Origin of the sequence: Streptomyces sp. NPDC060002 (genome assembly GCF_042737245.1) — a bacterium.
In the GTDB taxonomy this organism is placed as follows: Bacteria; Actinomycetota; Actinomycetes; order Streptomycetales; family Streptomycetaceae; genus Streptomyces.
The window spans coordinates 19,914-37,393 of record NZ_JBHWUW010000030.1 but is presented as its reverse complement, the minus strand read 5'-3'; the positions used below and the strand labels follow the sequence as shown (position 1 = coordinate 37,393).

At 72.4% G+C, this 17,480-nt stretch carries 17 protein-coding genes; 5 read left to right on the top strand and 12 right to left on the bottom strand.

What is annotated here, in order from left to right; all coding sequences use genetic code 11:
* Window positions 1–18 precede the first annotated feature (18 nt).
* Complete coding sequence (locus ACFWBD_RS24805; RefSeq protein ID WP_385670662.1) at window positions 19–1,272, top strand: styrene monooxygenase/indole monooxygenase family protein; 1,254 nt, start codon at window positions 19–21, stop codon at window positions 1,270–1,272.
* Here ACFWBD_RS24805 and ACFWBD_RS24800 read toward each other — a convergent pair.
* From ACFWBD_RS24800 to ACFWBD_RS24785, 4 genes are all read right to left on the bottom strand, one after another.
* Complete coding sequence (locus ACFWBD_RS24800; protein ID WP_385670792.1) at window positions 1,245–2,468, bottom strand: NlpC/P60 family protein; 1,224 nt, start codon at window positions 2,466–2,468, stop codon at window positions 1,245–1,247. The genes ACFWBD_RS24805 and ACFWBD_RS24800 overlap by 28 nt on opposite strands.
* A gap of 117 nt (window positions 2,469–2,585) precedes the next feature.
* A complete protein-coding gene (locus ACFWBD_RS24795; protein ID WP_385670659.1) occupies window positions 2,586–2,960 on the bottom strand; it encodes a hypothetical protein in 375 nt (124 codons plus the stop codon).
* A gap of 14 nt (window positions 2,961–2,974) precedes the next feature.
* The gene (locus ACFWBD_RS24790) at window positions 2,975–3,625 is read right to left on the bottom strand and encodes a TetR/AcrR family transcriptional regulator (protein WP_385670656.1); all 651 of its coding nucleotides are present in this window, start codon (window positions 3,623–3,625) and stop codon (window positions 2,975–2,977) included.
* 45 nt (window positions 3,626–3,670) lie between these two features.
* A complete protein-coding gene (locus ACFWBD_RS24785; protein ID WP_385670653.1) occupies window positions 3,671–4,609 on the bottom strand; it encodes a diiron oxygenase in 939 nt (312 codons plus the stop codon).
* A gap of 118 nt (window positions 4,610–4,727) precedes the next feature.
* Between ACFWBD_RS24785 and ACFWBD_RS24780 the strand changes: the two genes are divergently transcribed.
* Both ACFWBD_RS24780 and ACFWBD_RS24775 read left to right on the top strand, forming a co-directional pair.
* On the top strand, window positions 4,728–5,642 hold the full coding sequence (locus tag ACFWBD_RS24780) for an ADP-ribosylglycohydrolase family protein (protein ID WP_385670650.1): 915 nt from the start codon (window positions 4,728–4,730) through the stop codon (window positions 5,640–5,642).
* The gene (locus tag ACFWBD_RS24775; RefSeq protein ID WP_385670647.1) at window positions 5,639–5,965 is read left to right on the top strand and encodes a hypothetical protein; all 327 of its coding nucleotides are present in this window, start codon (window positions 5,639–5,641) and stop codon (window positions 5,963–5,965) included. The genes ACFWBD_RS24780 and ACFWBD_RS24775 overlap by 4 nt, the downstream gene beginning before the upstream one ends.
* A 227-nt stretch (window positions 5,966–6,192) precedes the next feature.
* On the opposite strand, the gene ACFWBD_RS24770 is transcribed toward ACFWBD_RS24775, so the two are convergent.
* From ACFWBD_RS24770 to ACFWBD_RS24740, 7 genes are all read right to left on the bottom strand, one after another.
* Complete coding sequence (locus tag ACFWBD_RS24770) at window positions 6,193–6,723, bottom strand: DUF3291 domain-containing protein (protein ID WP_385670644.1); 531 nt, start codon at window positions 6,721–6,723, stop codon at window positions 6,193–6,195.
* A 45-nt stretch (window positions 6,724–6,768) separates the two neighbouring features.
* Window positions 6,769–8,226, bottom strand: coding sequence for a peptidoglycan D,D-transpeptidase FtsI family protein (locus ACFWBD_RS24765; RefSeq protein WP_385670641.1), 1,458 nt, complete (start codon window positions 8,224–8,226; stop codon window positions 6,769–6,771).
* Entirely contained in the window at window positions 8,223–9,770 is a 1,548-nt protein-coding gene (locus tag ACFWBD_RS24760; protein ID WP_385670638.1) for an FtsW/RodA/SpoVE family cell cycle protein, read from the bottom strand. The genes ACFWBD_RS24765 and ACFWBD_RS24760 overlap by 4 nt, the downstream gene beginning before the upstream one ends.
* A 170-nt stretch (window positions 9,771–9,940) precedes the next feature.
* The gene (locus tag ACFWBD_RS24755; RefSeq protein ID WP_385670635.1) at window positions 9,941–11,020 is read right to left on the bottom strand and encodes an SH3 domain-containing protein; all 1,080 of its coding nucleotides are present in this window, start codon (window positions 11,018–11,020) and stop codon (window positions 9,941–9,943) included.
* Between the two features lie 70 nt (window positions 11,021–11,090).
* On the bottom strand, window positions 11,091–12,395 hold the full coding sequence (locus tag ACFWBD_RS24750) for an ATP-binding protein (protein ID WP_385670632.1): 1,305 nt from the start codon (window positions 12,393–12,395) through the stop codon (window positions 11,091–11,093).
* A complete protein-coding gene (locus ACFWBD_RS24745; RefSeq protein ID WP_385670629.1) occupies window positions 12,392–13,204 on the bottom strand; it encodes a hypothetical protein in 813 nt (270 codons plus the stop codon). The genes ACFWBD_RS24750 and ACFWBD_RS24745 overlap by 4 nt, the downstream gene beginning before the upstream one ends.
* A 139-nt stretch (window positions 13,205–13,343) precedes the next feature.
* Window positions 13,344–13,853, bottom strand: coding sequence for a dual specificity protein phosphatase family protein (locus ACFWBD_RS24740; RefSeq protein WP_385670626.1), 510 nt, complete (start codon window positions 13,851–13,853; stop codon window positions 13,344–13,346).
* A gap of 111 nt (window positions 13,854–13,964) precedes the next feature.
* Here ACFWBD_RS24740 and ACFWBD_RS24735 point away from each other — a divergent pair, with 111 nt between their 5' ends.
* Window positions 13,965–14,768, top strand: coding sequence for a nuclease-related domain-containing protein (locus ACFWBD_RS24735; protein WP_385670622.1), 804 nt, complete (start codon window positions 13,965–13,967; stop codon window positions 14,766–14,768).
* Between the two features lie 221 nt (window positions 14,769–14,989).
* Here ACFWBD_RS24735 and ligD read toward each other — a convergent pair whose 3' ends face one another.
* Window positions 14,990–15,871, bottom strand: coding sequence for a non-homologous end-joining DNA ligase (gene ligD / locus ACFWBD_RS24730; protein ID WP_385670619.1), 882 nt, complete (start codon window positions 15,869–15,871; stop codon window positions 14,990–14,992).
* A 55-nt stretch (window positions 15,872–15,926) separates the two neighbouring features.
* Here ligD and ACFWBD_RS24725 point away from each other — a divergent pair, with 55 nt between their 5' ends.
* Window positions 15,927–17,096 carry a Ku protein gene (locus ACFWBD_RS24725; protein ID WP_385670616.1) on the top strand — a complete coding sequence of 390 codons (1,170 nt, stop codon included), beginning with the start codon at window positions 15,927–15,929 and terminating at the stop codon, window positions 17,094–17,096.
* Window positions 17,097–17,480: the final 384 nt, after the last annotated feature.

The window sequence follows — 17,480 nt, the reverse complement described above, 5'->3', positions numbered from 1 at the left end:
CTCAAGGAGAGTCCCCCCATGCGGAAGATACTCGTCGTCGGAGCCGGCCAGTCCGGTCTCCAGCTCGCCCTCGGCCTCCAGTCGCACGGGTACGAGGTCAGCCTGATGTCGAACCGGACGGCGGACGAGATCCGCTCCGGCCGCGTCATGTCGACGCAGTGCATGTTCGACACCGCGCTCCAGCACGAGCGCGACCTCCAGCTCAACTTCTGGGAGCAGCAGGCCCCGAAGATCGGCGGGCTCGGCGTCTCGGTGGCGGCCCCCGGTTCGCACGACCCGGGCCCGACGCAGCGCGCGATCGACTGGCTGGGCAGGCTCGACGGGTACGCGCAGTCCGTCGACCAGCGGGTGAAGATGGCCGGCTGGATGGAGACGTTCGCCCAGCGCGGCGGCCAGCTGGTGATCCACGGCGCGGCGGTCTCCGACCTCGACTACTTCTCCCGCGCCTACGACCTGGTCCTGGTCTCGGCGGGCAAGGGTGAGCTCGTCCAGATGTTCGGCCGCGACGCGGAGCGCTCTCCTTACGGCGAGCCGCAGCGCGCCCTCGCCGTCGCCTACGTCCACGGACTGGGCCCGCGCCCGGAGCACCCGGACCTGGACGCCGTCCGCTGCAACCTCGTCCCCGGTGTCGGCGAACTGTTCGTCATGCCGACGCTCACCACCTCGGGCCGCGCGGACATCCTCTTCTGGGAGGGCATACCCGGCGGCCCGCTGGACGTCTTCAACGGCGTCAAGGACCCGGCGGAACACCTCTCCCTGACCCTGGAGCTCATGGAGAAGTTCACGCCCTGGGAGTACGCGCGGGCCACCAAGGTCGAACTGACCGACGCCGGCGGCACCCTGGCCGGCCGCTACGCGCCGACCGTCCGCAACCCCGTCGGCCGACTCCCCGGCGGCGGCCTGGTGCTCGGCGTAGCCGACGTCGTCGTCGCCAACGACCCGATCACCGGTCAGGGCTCCAACTCGGCGTCCAAGTGCGCGGCCGCGTACCTCTCCTCGATCCTCGAGCACGGCGAGAAGGAGTTCGACGAGGACTGGATGCGCGCCACGTTCGACCGGTACTGGGACACCGCCCAGCACGTCACCAAGTGGACCAACGCGATGCTGGCCCCGCCGCCGGAGCACATCGTCAACCTGCTGGGCGCGGCCGGGCAGCTGCCGCCCGTGGCCGATCGTTTCGCCAACGCGTTCAACGACCCGGCCGACTTCGAGAACTTCTTCTACGAGCCCGAGAAGACGGCCGCCTACCTGGGTTCGGTCGCCGGAGCCTGAGCGGGCGGGGCGTCCGGGCGTACGGCTCCGAGGACCGGTTGGGCCGCGATCTCGGTGATCTTGACCTGCTCGCCCGTTCTCGGCGCCTGGACCACCTTGCCCTTGCCCAGGTACATCGCGACATGGGTGGCCTCGGGGAAGTAGATCACCAGGTCGCCGGGGCGCAGCTGCGTCAGCGGGATCCTCGGCAGATGCGCCCACTGCTCCTCGCTGGTCCGCGGGATCGGTGTCCCGGCGTGCCCCCAGGCCTCGGACGTGAGGCCCGAGCAGTCGTACGACCTCGGGCCCTCCGCGCCCCACTCGTACGGCTTCCCGATCTGCCGTACGGCGTACCGCAAAGCCTTCCGGCCCTCCTTCGAAGGCTTGCGGTCCTCGGCGAGCGCACCGGACGCCATGAGCTTCTCCTGCGCCCGCGCGACGCCGCTGCGCTCCAGTTCGGCGAGGGCGGTGAGCTGCTCGGCGGTGAGGGAGGCGAGGAGTCCCTCGACGGCGTCCAGACGCCGGATCACGTCGTCGCGCTCCTTCTTCCGGCGTTCCGTGAGGGTGAGCTGCTCGTCCAGGGCGGCGCGGGCCTTGCGCGCCAGCTCGTCGGCCCGGCGTTCGCCGCTCGCCAGCCGCCCGACCGTCCCGGCCCGCTCGCGCGCCAACCGGCCGATCAGATGCCCCTGGTCGAGGGCGTGCTGCGGGTCGCGGGCGAGCAGCAGCCGTACGTACGGGGAGATGTCGGTGCTGCCCTGGTACTGCTGGCGGGCCAGCCGTCCGGCCGCGCCCCGGCTCCGGTGCAGGGAGAGCCGGGCCTTCACCAGGTCGGCGTCCAGCCGCCCGGTCTCGGCCCGCCGCCGCTTCAGCTGCTCCTCGGTGGCGTTGAGGGCCTCGGTGGCCTGTTCGGCCTCCTGGTACAGCCGCTGAAGCTCCGTCAGGAGTTCGGCCACGGTCTGCTCCGCGCCGTCCGGGCCCCGCGTCCCGGCCGCCGGCGGTTCGTCCGGGTCCGGCGTTTCCGGTGCCGCCACCGTGTGTTCGCCGGGCTCCGTGGGCTCCGGTGCCGTCACCGTGTGTTCGCCGGGCTCCGTGGGCTCCGGTGCCGTCACCGTGTGTTCGCCGGGCTCCGTGGGCTCCGGTGCCGCCACGGCGAGCCCGGGGCCCACGACGGCCTGTACGGCGAGCGCCGCCGTGGCGACCGTACAGGCCAGACGCAGCAGTCTTCCTGACACGCCATCACCTCCGCTGCGGGGTGGCCCCTCCATCCCGCAGGGCGAGCATCAGGCGCGCGTGCGCGGCCCGCGCGCTGGAGGTGCGCGCTCGGCGCAACGGGGTCACTCGTCGGCGTCATCCCGCCGTCCGCCCGGCGTGGCGTCGGGCGTGGCGCCGGGCTGGGTGCCGGGCTCGGTGTCGGCTTCGGCGCCGGGCTTCGACCACGGCCACTTCGGTCCGCCCGGTCCGAGGCTCCACTTCCCCGCGCCGCTGTCGCCCTCGGCGGCGAACTCGTACTTCCAGCCCTGGGGCAGTCCGAGCTTCTTGCTGTGGCCGCGCGGCACTCGCCGGTAGACCAGGACGGTGGGTGGGCCCCCGGCCGCGTCGGGGACGGGGATGCGGTACGTCTTCGGCGGGTGTCCGGTCGGGCCCAGCAGCACGGGCAGCACCCGGCCGTCCATGGGGCCGCCCTCGAAGGGGGTGTCTTCGCTCTTCACCCCACCAGTGTCGATCAGGTCTCCGCGGCCGACGCACCCCGGACCAGTTCGGCGGTCTGCGCGTCCCGCGCGGCGGTCACCGTGAGGACGGCGAAGAACTGGTCGACCAGCCAGTCCCGCAGCTCATCGGCGGGCGGCTGCTTGTCCTCGTCGAGCCAGATGAGGGAGGCCGCCTCGACCGCGGTGATCCACATCCGGACGGTCATCCGGAGCCGCGGACCGGGATCGGGGACCCCCAGGTGGCTGTAGATGTGCTCGGCGGCGGCCCGCCGTACGCCGTCGACTATGGCGGTCGTCCGGGACGTCTCGACGACGCTGCCGCCCTGGAGCAGGGCGCTGAAGCCGGCGTCGTGGCGCCCGACGAACGTCAGGTAGCGGTCGAGGGCACGGGCGAGGCGGGGGAGCAGCGGACCGTCGTGGGGCTCGTCGAAGCAGTGGTGCAGCTCCTCGGCGGCGGAGCGCAGGGCAGCCTCGTAGAGCTGCTGCTTGCCGCCGGGGAAGTACCGGTAGACGAGCGGCCGGGACACCCCGGCGGCCTCCGCCACGTCGTCCAGCGAGACGTCCTCGGGGACGCGGTGCGCGAAGAGCGAGAGCGCGGCCTCGAGCAGCTGGCTGCGGCGCTCCTCGACGCTGAGGCGACGGTAGGCGGGGGCGGCGGGGGTCATACGTGCAGCGTAATCGTCCGCCGCCGCCCCGTGCCCGCCGCTCGGTCAGGCCAGCAGTCCGGACGACCTCCACAGTCGCCGCCCGACGCCCCGCAGCACCCCGATGTCGTCCAGGAAGTCCGTCAGCCGCTTCGATCCCGTCTGCATGACCTCCCGCCGGTGCCCGCTCGACCGCACCTGCGCCATGGCCTCCCGCTTGTCCAGGCCCACGTTCGCGTAGACGTCCGGGTTCACGAACGCCACGGAGAACACCCGCGCGAACTCGCCCGACGTGACCCTGGTGAACTCCTGGGACCACTTCGGCGCCGTCACCATCTGGCGGCGCAGTTCCTCACGGGCGTAGCGCACATGCCGGGCCTCCTCCACGACGTGGATCCGGGTGACGCCCCGGACCAGCGGCTGGACCCGCTCGTCCGGAAAGGTCAGCCGCTGCATCCAGTCGAGGACCTCCTCGCCGAGCAGGGTCGCGGTGAAGGAGCCGGGGGTCGTGGAGATCGTCTTGAACAGGCGTCCCAGGTTCTGGTGGGCGCGGCTCACCGGGTAATAGGGCGTCCCGCCCCGGGTGATCAGCCGGGCGAACATCTTCGAGTGCCGGCACTCGTCCTCGATCTCGGTCAGCGCGTACCGCACATGCGCGCTCGTCGCCGCCTTGTCGTAGATGTGCCGGACGAGCAGCTGCATGAGGATGAGCTCGAACCAGATGCCGAGCGAGGCGAGCGCGGCGGCCTCGTGCCGCGACAGCAGGATCCGCTGCTCCTCGCTCATCCGCCGCCACATCGGGGTGTCGTACAGCGACACCAGTTCCGGCGGCCAGAACCACTTGCCCTCCTCGAAGGGGGCGTCCCAGTCCAGCTCCTTGTCGGGGTCGAAGGAGTGCTTGGCGGAGGACGCGAGCAGCCGCTCGGCCACCTGCTCCCGGTCCTTGAGCAGGCCCAGCGCGTCCCGCAGCCCTTCCAGTGCGTCGGCATCGGTGAGGGTCGTCATGGCTCTTATGAGACTGCTTGTCAGCAAGGCCGTCAATCCCTCACGCACCATTTGTTGATCCGGGGTCCGGCCTCGGGTCTGCGAGAATCGGTCCCTACGAGCCGCAGGGGGAACCGACTTGAGCTCCGCGCACGGAAACGACGCCGGCCGCGCCGCCGCCCGCCGCAGTCTGGAGGGCGTGGCCCTCGGGGACGCGTTCGGGGAACGCTGGTTCCCGCTCTTCCGGGATCCCCGGCAGGCGTACGAGGAGGTCCGCGCCCGCCGGATGCCCGAGGAACCCCACTGGCACTGGACCGACGACACGGCGATGGCCCTCGGCCTCGTCCGGGTGCTCGACCAGTACGGGGAGGTGCGGCAGCGGGACCTCGCCCTCGCCTTCGCGCTCGGCTTCGACGCCGACCCGGCCCGCGGGTACGGCCACGGCATGCACCAGCTGCTGCCCCGACTGCTCCGGGAACCCGACCGCTGGCCCGAGTTCAGCCGCGAGCTCTTCGGCGGCGAGGGCAGCCTCGGCAACGGGTCCGCGATGCGGGTGGCACCGCTGGGCGCCTGGTTCCACGCCGATCTCGCCCGGGTCGTCGAACAGGCCACCCGCTCCGCCGAGGTCACCCACGCCCACCCGGAGGGCATCGCGGGCGCGGTCGCCGTGGCGGTGGCGGCGGCGCTCTCGGCCACGGGACGGCTCGGCCTCGCCGAGGTGGTGGCGCTGACCCCGGACAGCGCCACCCGCGACGGCCTCGCCCGCGCCGCCGAACTCCCCTTCACCACCGAGCCCTGGAAGGCCTCCGACCTCCTCGGCAACGGTCAGCGCATCCGCGCCGACGACACCGTGCCCTTCGCCGTCTGGTCCGCCGCCCGCCACCCCGACGACCTCGTCGCCGCGCTGTGGACCACCGCCGAGGGCTTCGGCGACGTCGACACCACCTGCGCCATCACCGGCGGCATCGTGGCCGCCCGTACCGGCGTCGACGCCGTCCCCGCACCGTGGCTGGAGCGCCGGGAACCCCTGCCCGGGAAGGCGGGGCGCCGATGACCGCCGAGGTGCAGCCCGTTGCCGCCCTCCGGGTGCGCAACTCCGGCAGTGAGCTGCTCGAACTCATCCTCGAGCCGTACGGCAGCGATCACTGGATGCGACCCGGCGAGACCTTCGTGATCTGGACGCTCGGGTGGCCGGGCGACGGGGTGTCCGAGGCGGCCGGGACGTCCGAGGCGTTCGAAGTGGACCACAGGCCGGGGACGGTGACCGTGTACGCCGAGGTGCTGCCCGCCTACGTCGGGGACGTCGACGGCAACGAGATCGACTGCGGCCACAACAGGCCCCGGCCCGTCGGCCCGTTCCGGATCGAGCTTCCCTAGTCCCCTCGGTCCGGCCGAGCGGCGGCGGGGAGCGATCTGGCCGCGCGGCCGACGGGGGAGCGCCGGGCCGACCGGCCGACCGGGGAGCGAGCGGGCCGGCGACCGGCCGGCTGGACCGGCCCGACCGGCTGGACCGGCTGGACCGGCTAGACCGGCCCGACCGGCTGGACCGGCTGGACCGGCTGGACCGGCTGGACCGGCTGGACCGGCTGGACCGGCTGGACCGGCTAGACCGAGCAGCCCAGGTCCTCCGGTACCGAGAACGTCGTCGGCTCCGCGCCCTGTGCGGGGAAGGCCGTGCGCAGGCCGAAGGCGTACGGGGTCGGGCCGTTCGCGCGCAGATGGAGGAGGCGGGACTCGGCCTCCGCGACCGTCGGGCGGTGGCCCGCCGGCACCCACCACAGGGCCGTCATCGCCTCCGCCACCCGCTCGAACCACTCCCGGCGGCGCGAGAGCAGCTCGCGGTGCTGCCCCTGGTACATGAACGTGGTCAGGGCGTCGATGTCCCGCCACACCGTCATGTTGATGATCAGCCAGGAGTCCCCGAAGACCTGGATGTCGGTCGCGTCGCCCCCGTCGGACTGGAGCCGCCAGACATAGCCGTCCGCCGTCTCCGCGGTGGCGTTGACCGGGTCGAGGGCGTCCACGAAGTCCTTCAACTCCGGTGCGTCCAGCGGGAACTTGAGGCGGGAGATGTTGACCTGGGCGAGTTCGAAAGCGGCGGATCCGGTGACGTTCTCAGCTCTCGTGTCAGTCATGAGCGAACCGTAGGACGCCCCTGTGCGGTCCCGGTACCCCCCGTCTCACGAGTTGAGCACCGCCTCCATCACCGCCCGGGCGATCGGCGCCGCCATCCCGCCCCCGGTGATGTCCCCGCGGCGCGCCGACCCGTCCTCGACCACCACCGCGACCGCCACACTCGGCTCCATGTCCCGCTCGCCCCGCGCCCAGGAGACGAACCAGGCGTACGGGATCCCGGCGTTGCCGAGACCGTGCTGGGCGGTGCCGGTCTTGCCGCCGACGACCGCGCCGGGGATCGCGGCGTTCGTGCCGGTGCCCTTCCGCACCACGTCCACCATCAGCTCCCGCATCAGCCGCGCCGTCGAGGGGTGCATCGCCTGGCGGGACGGGCGGGAACCGGCCGTGGCGACCGTGGCCCCGCCCTGCCGTGTCGTCCGCTCCACCAGGTACGGCGTGCGCACCTGCCCCCCGTCGGCCACCGCCGCCGACACCATCGCCATCTGCAGCGGGGTCGCCCGGGTGTTGAACTGGCCGATCGAGGACAGCGCCAGCTGCGCCTGGTCGAGCGAGGTGTCGAAGGTGCTCGGCGCGACGGCGAACGGGATCCGCACGTCCACGTCGTTGAAACCGAACGCCTGCGCCGTCCGGGTCATCTGCGCCAGGCCCGTGTCCACGCCGAGCTTCGCGAACACCGTGTTGCACGACCACGCGAAGGCGTCCCGCAGCGGAGCGTCCTCGCAGCCGTCGCCCTCGTTCGTCAGGCCTGTCGTCGTCCCGGGCAGCCGGTAGGGGGCGGGGGAGTCGGTGGCCGCGTCGAGGTCGGTGATCACCCGCGCGTCCAGCGCCGCCGCCGCGGTGACCACCTTGAACGTCGACCCCGGCGGATACGTCTGGCGCGCCGCCCGGTTCAGCATCGGCTTGTCCGGGTCGCCGTTCAGCCGTACCCAGGCCCGTTCGGCCGCGGGGTCGTTCCCGGACAGCACGGCCGGGTCGTACGAGGGGCTGGACACCAGCGCCAGCACCCGCCCCGTCGACGGCTCCACCGCCGCCACCGCGCCCTTGCGCCCGCCGAGCCCCTCGTACGCGGCCTCCTGGGCCCGGCGGTTCAGGGTCGTCACCACGTTGCCGCCGGCCGGCCGGCCGTGCGTGACGTCGTTCCACAACGGGAACGGCGAGAGCATCGGATCGGCCCCGGAGAGCACGTCGTCCCCGGCGTGCTCCAGCAACGTCGTCCCGTACACCTGCGAGGCGAATCCGGTCACCGGCGCGTACAACGGCCCGTCGCGGTACGTGCGCTCGTAGCGCAGCTGCTCGCCGGTGTCCCGGGAGCCGGTCACGGGGGCGCCGTCGACCAGGATGTCGCCGCGCGGCTGGGCGTAACGGGCGATGGTGTCGCGCCGGTTGGCCGGGTTGTCGTCGTACGTGCCGGACTGGACGACCTGGACGCGCAGTGCGTTGACCAGGAGCGCCACCAGCAGCAGGGCGCAGAAGGCGGCGGCGTGCCGGATGTGCCGGGTCAACCGGGCCTCCGTGGGTCCTCGTCGTGGAGTGGGTCGTGGGGCGTGCCGTGGGGTGGATCGTGGAGTGTGCCGTCGGGTGTGTCGTGGGGTGTGTGCCGCGGTGTGTCGTGGGGTGCGTGCCGCGGTGCTTCGTGCGGTGCGTGCCGCGGTGCTTCGTGGGGTGCGTGCCGCGGTGCTTCGTGCGGTGTGTGCCGCGGTGTGTCGTGGGGTGCGTGCCGCGGCCGTCTCGCGGAGTCGCTCACCCGGATCAGCAGTGCCACGATCGCCCAGTTGGTGACGACCGAGGAGCCGCCCTGCGCCAGGAACGGCATCGCCATGCCGGTCAGCGGGATCAGCCCGGTCACCCCGCCCGCGATCACGAACACCTGGAGCGCCACGATCGAGGCGAGACCGGTCGCCAGCAGCCGGCCGAAGGGGTCGCGCAGCGACAGGCCCGCCCGGTAGCCGCGCTCCACCAGCAGGCCGTAGAGGAGGAAGAGGGCCGAGAGGCCCACCAGGCCCAGTTCCTCGCCCGCCGTCGCCAGGATGAAGTCCGACTTCGCGGCGAAGCCGATGAGGACGGAGTGGCCCAGGCCGAGCCCGGTGCCGGACATCCCCCCCGCCGCGAAGGAGAACAGCGACTGCGCGAGCTGGTTGGGGCCCTCACCGGCCTCGATCGTCGCGAAGGGGTGCAGCCAGTCCTCGACCCTGCTGTGCACATGCGGCTCCAGGCGGCCGACGGCGACCGCGCCGAGCGAGGCGAGCAGCAGCCCGACCGCGATCCAGCCGGTGCGGCCGGTGGCGACGTAGAGCATGACCACGAACAGCCCGAAGAAGAGCAGCGACGTGCCGAGGTCCCGCTCCAGCACCAGCACCCCGACGCTCAGCAGCCAGATCGTGACGATCGGACCGAGGACGCGCCCGGTGGGCAGCTGCAGCCGTTCGAAGCGCCAGATCTTCCGGCCCGCGTACGCCAGCGCCGTGCGGTTGGCCGCCAGGTACGCGGCAAAGAACACCGCCAGCAGCACCTTCGCGAACTCGCCCGGCTGGATGGAGAACCCGGCGATCCGGATCCAGATACGGGCGCCGTTCACGGCCGGGAAGAGGATCGGCAGCGCGAGAAGGGCGAGCGCGGCGACCACACAGACGTACGCGTACCGCTGGAGCACACGGTGGTCACGCAGTGCGGCCACCACCATGATGAACAGGGCCACCCCGAGCGTGGACCACACCAGTTGGGTGGGCGCCGCCCGGTCGCCCGGCGTCTCCAGGTCGAGCCGGTAGATCAGCACCAGGCCCATCCCGTTGAGCAGTACGGCGATGGGGAGGAGCAGCGGGTCGGCGCAGGGGGCGCGCAGCCGCACCGCGAGGTGCGCCAGCAGCGCGAGCACGCCGAGCCCGGCGCCGTAGCCGGCGGCGCCGGGCGGGACGGTGCCGTCCTTCGCGAGGCCGACGGCGCAGTAGCCGTACACGGAGAGCAGCACGGCCAGGACGATGAGGGAGAGTTCGACGCCACGGCGCCGGGGGAGGAGCGCCGCGGGGGCGGGCGCGTCGGCCGCCGCCACGGTGGTTCCGGTACCGGTGGTTCCGGTACCGGCTCCCGCTCCAGCCCCTGCTTCCGCCCCCGCTCCGGTCCCTGCTCCTGTCCCTGCTCCGACTCCGGCTTTCGTCATGTCCGGAACTTACTCAAATGCGGCTCCTTGTGAGCCTTGGATGCTTTCGTGTCAGAGCCGGATCAGCACCAGCGAGGTGTCGTTCCGATGGTGTCGATGTAGCGCGCCGAGCCCCAGGCCCAGGTGCCGTCCGTGAGGAGGTACCAGACGGAGTTGCCCTGGACGTTCTGGCCCGGGGTCCTGCAGAAGATCGAGACGATCTCGCCGCGATGGGCCACACGGATCACCTGGCTGGCTCGGGTGGGCGCGCTGCGCAGGAGCAGTTCGCTCGCGGTGACGCGTCCGCGGTAACGGCGGGAGTCGTTCAGGTTGCCGCTGCCGGACTGCCAGTCACCCCCGTCGGACTGCCAGTTGTCGTCACCCCCGCCGGGCTGCTGCCAGTTGCCGCTGCCGGACTGCCAGTCGCTCCCGCCCGACTGCCAGCTTCCGTTCTGGTTGCCCTGGCTGCTCTGCCCGGCCTGGTTGCCTTGGCCGCCGCCTTGATTGCCCTGGCCGCCGCTCTGGTTCTGGTTGCCTTGCCCGGCGTGGTTGCCTTGCCCGTTCTGGTTGCCCTGGCCGGCGTGGTTGCCTTGGCCGTTCTGGTTGCCTTGCCCGGCCTGGCTGCTCTGCCCGGCCTGGTTGCCCTGGCCGTTCTCGTTGCCTTGCCCGTTCTGGTTGCCTTGGCCGTTCTGGTTGCCTTGCCCGGCCTGGCTGCTCTGCCCGGCCTGGTTGCCCTGACCGGCGTGGTTGCCCTGGCCGTTCTGGTTGCCTTGGCCCCCGGCTTGGTTGCCTTGGCCTCCGCCCTGGTTGCTTTGGCCCCCGCCCTGGTTCTGGTTGCCTTGGCCGCCGCCTTGGTTGCCCTGGCCGCCGCTCTGGTTCTGGTTGCCTTGGCCCCCGCCCTGGTTGTGGTTGCCTTGGGCGTTCTGATTCCCCTGGCCGCCGCCTTGGTTCTGGTTGCCCTGGCCGCCTCCGCCTCCCTGGTTCTGGTTCTCCTGGAAGCCGTCGCCGCCCTGGTCCTGCCAGTCGGACGAGCCGTCGTCCTGGGTGGTGAGACCGTCGCCGTCCCAGTCGTCGGCGAGCGCCGGGGCGACGGCCGCGGTGGCGGCGAGGGTGCCGGCTGCGGTGAGTATGGCGATGCGGGTGAGAGCGGTGCGCAGGGGCATGGCGATACCTCCATGAAGAGGGTGAAGCTGACTAATCGCCACATTAGGAGCGGTTCGCGCGTGCCGCCCGTCACGCTGCGCCATCGGGGAGGCCGCTCCCGGCAGGAGGCGTCTGAGGGAGCGTCAGTGTCGCCACCGCACCGCCGTCCGGGGCGTTGGCGAACGTCAGCCGAGCGCCCAGCACCTCCGCCTGTCCGACCGCGATCGTCAGCCCGAGCCCGTGCCCCCTGGCCCCGCCCTCGGTACGGAACCGCTGCGGCCCGTGCGTGACGAGGTACTCCGGATAGCCGTCCCCGTGGTCCCGCACGGTGACCTCGGGCCCGTCCACCGTCAGAACGACGGGCGACCGCCCGTGCCGGTGCGCGTTGGCCAGCAGATTCCCCAGCACCCGCTCGAGGCGTCGCCGGTCGGTCTCCACGCGCGCGTCCCGGACCACCGTCACCTCGGTGCCGGACGCCGAGGCCCCGGAGGTGTCCGAAGCCTCCGCCGTCCGCACCACCCGGGCCACCAGCGCGCCCAGCTGCTCGGCGTCCAGCTCCAGCCGCTCCCGCCCCGTGTCCAGGCGGGAGATCTCCAGCAGGTCCTCCGTCAGCGTGCGAAGCGCCGCCACCCGGTCGCGGACCAGCTCCGTCGGCCGTCCCGGCGGCAGCAGTTCCGCCGCCGCGTGCAGCCCGGTCAGCGGCGTGCGCAGCTCGTGCGCCACGTCGGCGGTGAACCGCTGCTCGCTCAGCAGCTTGCCCTGGAGCGAGGAGGCCATGGAGTCCAGCGCGACGGCGACGGCCCCCACCTCGTCCTGCGGCCGGCCCGGTTCCTTCGCACGGGGGTCGTCCACGCGCGCGTCCAGGTCGCCGGCGGTGATCCGCCGGGCCACCTGCGCGGTGGTGTGCAGCCGCCGGGTCACCCGGGTGACCGCGACGGCGCCGACCAGCAGCGTCGCGCCGATGGCCAGGACCGACGACCACAGGATCGCGGTGTCGAGGGCCTCGATGGTGCGGGCGCTCTGCGAGTAGTCGACCGGGACCGCGAGGGCCCGCGCACCGTCGGCGGGGCCGGCCGCCCACATCGTCGGGCGCCCCTGGTGGTCGGCGACCATCGTGCCGCGCTCGCCGGCCATGGCCAGTGTCCGCAGCGACGCGGGCAGTCCCGGCGGATCGAGGCGCGCGCCCCACCCGAGGGTGTCCCCGGCCTCGAACGCCGCCGTCGCGTCCGTCAGCCGGGAGAGCGCGAGGTCACGAGCCTGTCCGACGGTCTGGTTCGTCACCGAGACGTGCACCAGTACGCCGAGCAGGGCGGCCAGCGCACAGCACATCACGGTGATGAAGACGGCGGCCTTCACGGCGAGCGTGCCGGCCCACGAGGGAAACGCGAGCCTCATCGGCCGCTCGCCGACGCGGCGGGGGAGGCGGAGGAAGAGGAGGCGGAGGCGGATGGGGTCGGGGAGGCGGATGGGGTCGGGGAGGCGGAGGGCCGGGGTGAGTGCTTCCGGACCCCGGTGCGCAGCATCTCGTCGTGGGTGAGCAGCATCGCCCGCTGCTGCTGGTCCCAGGTCCACTGGAGGCGGTACTCGTAGCCCGCGACCTCCGACGGAGCCCTGATGATCACGGACCGTCCGGCCAGTTCGACCCCGCTCACGGCGTCCTCGTAGGCCATGACCTGCACGAGTCTGTCCTTGCGTGCGGTGTAGACGCGGACGGCGGTCAGCTTGCCGGGCAGCTGCCGGAAGCCCAGTGTCAGGTCGGCGTGGCCGTCGCCGGTGAGGTCCCGGTAGTACGCCTCGAGCACGGGGCACCGTGTCCCCGCCGCTCCGCTCCTGCCGCAGTCGGCCATCCGGCGGGCCGTCTCGGCGTAGGCCCCCTCGCCGTAGTCGCCGGGATGTGCGGCGATCTCCTGGCGGACGACCGCCGCCGGGTCCACCTTGCGGATGTCGCCGCCGGGCACCGTGACGCCCTTCACCACCTTGGTGTCCACCTCGCCGATGTCGAAGGCCGGACTGGAGGCGGGGGTCAGATCCGGCCAGAGCTTGTCCGGGCTGATCGCGGTCGGTGTCGCCCCTGCTCCCTGAAGCTCACCCGCGTCACCGCACCCCACGGCGACCGAGGCCAGCAGGGCGACGGTGACGGCGGCGAGCACGCGCCGGACGGGACGGGAGGTGCGGGAGGTGCGGGAGGTGCGGCGGCGGGGCACGGGACTCCTGTGACTCCTCTGGAGATACGGACGGTGTCAGGCCCGTACACCTTATTCATGAGGAAGTCCGTTTTGCGTACTGGTGGGCCGGGGGTGGGGGTGCGTGGGACGTGTCGGGGTGCCGGCCATGGAGAAACGATTATTCGGCCAGTTCCTCCAGGAGCCTGGCCGTCGGCAGCCCCACCCGCAGGTACTCCACGAACAACTCGTTGTGCAGAGCCCACGGAGAGCGCCGCGACCGTATCAGCCGGATCGCCTCCTCGGTCGAGTGCCCCCGGCGCACCAGCGTGTGGGCGATGACCAGGCCCGAGCGGTTGTAGCCGCTGTAGCAGCGGACGAGGACCGTCCGGCCGTCGTCCATCGCGTCTCCCGCGGCCCGTGCCAGCCGGATCACCCCGGCGAGCTGCGTCCCGTCCAGCGGACCGTCGGGAATCGGCCACACGTGATGCTGCACCCCGGGATCGGGCCCATGCCCCTGCCGGGCCCGTGTCAACGTCTGGACGAGATCGAACTCACCCCGCACCACGGCGAGTTCCAGTTCCCCGGCGCGTCCCCGGAACTCGTGCCCGCCCATCCACAGGCCGGGCACGATCTCGCTCCACGGACGGTCCGGAGGCGGTACGTCGAGTTGCTTCCTGCGGGTCCGCAACGGCGCCTCCCCAAACGCGCTGCCCAGTCCCTGCCCAACTCCCCCCGAAGGTAACCGCCTTCTTGCCCCCGGAGCGCCCCTCCTGTTCCCATGGTCGTGGGGTGATGGTGCATGAACGGACTGCGCGTCATACCGACCTGGCGGCATGGCCAGGAGCGGCTCTACGTATGTCTCACGGACGGCAGGAACATCGCCTGGTACGACCGTGATGCGGCCAGGATCAACCTGATCGGGGAGAGCCGCAGAGCGGACGTCCTGGAGGCCCTCGGCCCCTTCATCACCGGCCCGGTCACGGTCGGCCCGCCCCCGGTCCCCACACCTGCGGAGCTGGCCCGTCTCTCCCTCCACCCGGACGACGACCTGGCCCCCAACCGCCCCGGCGAGGCCCTCCTGATCGACCTGGACCGCGACCCGGGCCCCGCCCGCCGCCTCCGGGCCGACCCGCGCCGCCGCGCGCTGGAGGCCGAGCAGACCGTCGGCGTGGCACTGGACCGACTCGACGGCGCCGGCTGGCACACCCTGCACTCCCTGCCCCTCCCCGGCGGGGACCGCGTCCACCACCTCGCCATCGGCCCGGCCGGACTGTTCGCGATCCACGCGCTGTACGCCCGTAAACAGCGGGTCCGGATCTCCGACCCCCTGGTCGGCCTGGGCCGCCGGGACCCGGAGCCGCTGCTGCGCCGGGTGCGCGCCGCCGCCGACCGCGCGTCCCACGCCCTGACGGCCGAGGTCCGCCCCGTACTGGCCCTGGTCGGCCCGGCGGACGTCTCGGGCGCCGTCCCCCCGCGCGAGGTCCGCGTCCTGAACGACACCGACCTCGCCGACCTGACCCGGCTCGGCGGAGTACTGAAACCGGCCGATGTGGAGGCCCTGCACGCGATGGCCCGCGCCCGGGGGACATGGGCGAGGGTGTGACGCGGCTGTCCAGTCCGTCCGGCGTTCGAGGACGAGGCCCGTTCAGGGCCGACAGAGCGGTGGCCCGGTGGCCCGGTGGCCCGGGGCCCGGGGGCGCAGCCCCCAGGGACGGGACGGGTAGGGGTAGGGGTGGGGGTGGGCCAGGGGCGGGACGGGGCGGGTAGGGGCAGCGGGGGCGAGAAGAGAGCGGACCCGAGAGAAGAGCGGGCCCGACGGCCCGATCACGGCACCGCCCCCGCCCGCCCCGCATCGAGCAGCGGCGCCAGCAGATCCCCGAAGTCCTGAACCCTCGGAGCGATGTCGGAGGCCGCGAACGTGAGCGTCCCGGCGGACCGGCACTCCTCGACCTCCTCCCAGGTGACCGGCGCCGACACGGTCGGCTGGGCCCTCGCCCGCAAGGTGTACGGCGTCGCGGTCGTCTTCCGGGCCGCGTTCTGACTCCAGTCCACGAACACCTTTCCCGGCCGCAGACTCCGCGTCATCCGGTGCAGAACCAGCCGGGGCATCGCCCCCTCCGCCTCCACGGCCAGTTGCTTCGCGTACTCCGTGACCCGTTCGGAGGAGGCCCCCCGCACCGCCGCCAGCAGATGCAGCCCCTTGGACCCGGACGTCTTCGGCAACGCCTCGATCCCGTCCACCGCGAGCCGCTCCCGCAGCCACACCGCGACCTCGCAGCACTCGACGACGGTCGCGGGCGTGCCGGGATCGAGGTCGAGGACGAGCCGGTCGGCGATCTCGGGATCCTGGATCACCCACTGGGGCGTATGGAACTCCGTGACGAGGTTCGCCGCCCAGACCAGAGTCGCCAGATCCTGCACGACCACCATCCGGGCGGGTCCCTCCGACCGGGGCACCTCGGCGGTGGTGACCCATTCGGGCGTCCCCGGCGGCACGTTCTTGGCGAAGAAGACCTGCCCGTCGGGGCCGTCCGGATAGCGCAGGAAAGACAGCGGCCGGTCACGCAGATGGGGGAGCAGGGCGTCGGCGACGGTCGCGTAGTAGTGCAGTACCTCGCCCTTGGTGAAGCCGGTCGCCGGATACAGCACCTTCTCCAGATTGCTGAGCGCGAGCCGTCTCCCCTCCACCTCAGTGATCGGCGTCATACGATGAGAATCACATGAAACCATCACATAAGGCTCATTCAGGAGGGCGCTGCACGTGAGATCCATCTGGAACGGCGCCATCTCCTTCGGCCTCGTCAGCATCCCGATCAAGCTGGTGAACGCCACCGAGAGCCACTCGATCTCCTTCCGCCAGATCCACACGGAGGACGGCGGCCGCATCCGCTACCGCAAGGTGTGCGAGCTGGAGGACCGCGAGGTGAGCTCGGCGGAGATCGGCAAGGGGTACGAGGACGCGGACGGCACGATCATCCCGATCACCGAAGAGGACCTGTCCCACCTGCCGCTCCCGACCGCCAGGACGATCGAGATCGTGGCCTTCGTCCCGGCCGACCGGATCGACCCGCTCCAGATGGACGCCGCCTACTACCTCCAGGCGGGCGGCGCCCCGGCGGCCAAGCCGTACACGCTGCTCAGGGAGGCATTGAAGCGCAGCCACAAGGTGGCGATCGCCAAGTACGCCCTGCGCGGCCGCGAGCGCCTCGGGATGCTCCGCGTGGTCGGCGAGGCGATCGCCATGCACGGCCTGCTCTGGCCGGACGAGGTCCGCGCACCGGAAGGCGTGGCCCCGGACACCTCGGTCACCGTCCGCGACAAGGAACTCGATCTCGCGGACGCCCTGATGGACACCCTCGGCGAGGTCGACCTGGACGACCTGCACGACGAGTACCGCGAGGCGGTGGAGGAGGTCGTGGCGGCGAAGGCGGCCGGCGAGACACCCCCCGAGGCCCCGGCCGCGCCGCCCAGCGGCAAGGTGCTGGACCTGATGGCGGCCCTGGAGAAGAGCGTGCGCGCGGCGAAGGAGTCGCGCGGCGAGGAACCGGAGAAGGCCTCGTCGGGGACGGGGGAGGAGACGGAACAGGAGACGGAGTCGGGGGCCGAGGTCAGACACCTTTCGCAGCGCAGGTCGGCCCGTGCGGCACCCAAGGGGACGGGCGGTAAGAAGTCGACGTCGACGGCGACGGCGAAGAAGTCCACGGCGACCCCGAGGAAGTCGACGGCGAAGACGGCGAAGTCGACGCAGCCGGCGAAGAAGGCAACGGCGTCGAAGAGCACCGCCGAAGCGAAAGGTACGGCGGCGACGAAGAGCACGGCGGCGACGAAGAGCACGGCCAAGAAGTCCGCCGCGAAGAAGACGACGGCAAAGGGGCCGACGGCGAAGAAGACGGCCGCGAAGAAGACGACAGCCCGCAAACGCACGGCCTGACCCCGCCCCGTACTCCCCACCGGCCGACTCGCCCCGCCGGGCTTGCGCGGCTCACTTGGTCCACTGGGCCCGCCTGGCCTACGCGCCTCGCTCGGCCCGCCGGACCCGGCTGGTTTGTGCGCCTCATCCGGCTGGCTGGACCGCCTGGCTTGCGCGGTTCATCCGGTCCCTGGCCCGCCTGGCCTACGCGGCGAACGCGGCGCCGGACCCGGCTGGTTTGTGCGTCTCATCCGGCTGGCTGGACCGCCTGGCTTGCGCGGTTCATCCGGTCCCTGGCCCGCCTGGCCTACGCGGCGAACGCGGCGCCGGACCGGCTGGTTTGTGCGTCTCATCCGGCTGGCCGGACCGCCTGGCTTGCGTGGTTCATCCGGTCCGTCGGACCCG

Coding starts and splice junctions, on each gene's coding strand:
- ACFWBD_RS24805 (WP_385670662.1), top strand. CDS start 19: ATGCGGAAGATACTCGTCGTCGGAGCCGGCCAGTCCGGTCTCCAGCTC.
- ACFWBD_RS24790 (WP_385670656.1), bottom strand. CDS start 3,625: ATGACCCCCGCCGCCCCCGCCTACCGTCGCCTCAGCGTCGAGGAGCGC.
- ACFWBD_RS24750 (WP_385670632.1), bottom strand. CDS start 12,395: ATGAGGCTCGCGTTTCCCTCGTGGGCCGGCACGCTCGCCGTGAAGGCC.
- ACFWBD_RS24770 (WP_385670644.1), bottom strand. CDS start 6,723: ATGACTGACACGAGAGCTGAGAACGTCACCGGATCCGCCGCTTTCGAA.
- ACFWBD_RS24785 (WP_385670653.1), bottom strand. CDS start 4,609: ATGACGACCCTCACCGATGCCGACGCACTGGAAGGGCTGCGGGACGCG.
- ligD (WP_385670619.1), bottom strand. CDS start 15,871: ATGACGCCGATCACTGAGGTGGAGGGGAGACGGCTCGCGCTCAGCAAT.
- ACFWBD_RS24775 (WP_385670647.1), top strand. CDS start 5,639: ATGACCGCCGAGGTGCAGCCCGTTGCCGCCCTCCGGGTGCGCAACTCC.
- ACFWBD_RS24735 (WP_385670622.1), top strand. CDS start 13,965: ATGAACGGACTGCGCGTCATACCGACCTGGCGGCATGGCCAGGAGCGG.
- ACFWBD_RS24755 (WP_385670635.1), bottom strand. CDS start 11,020: ATGCCCCTGCGCACCGCTCTCACCCGCATCGCCATACTCACCGCAGCC.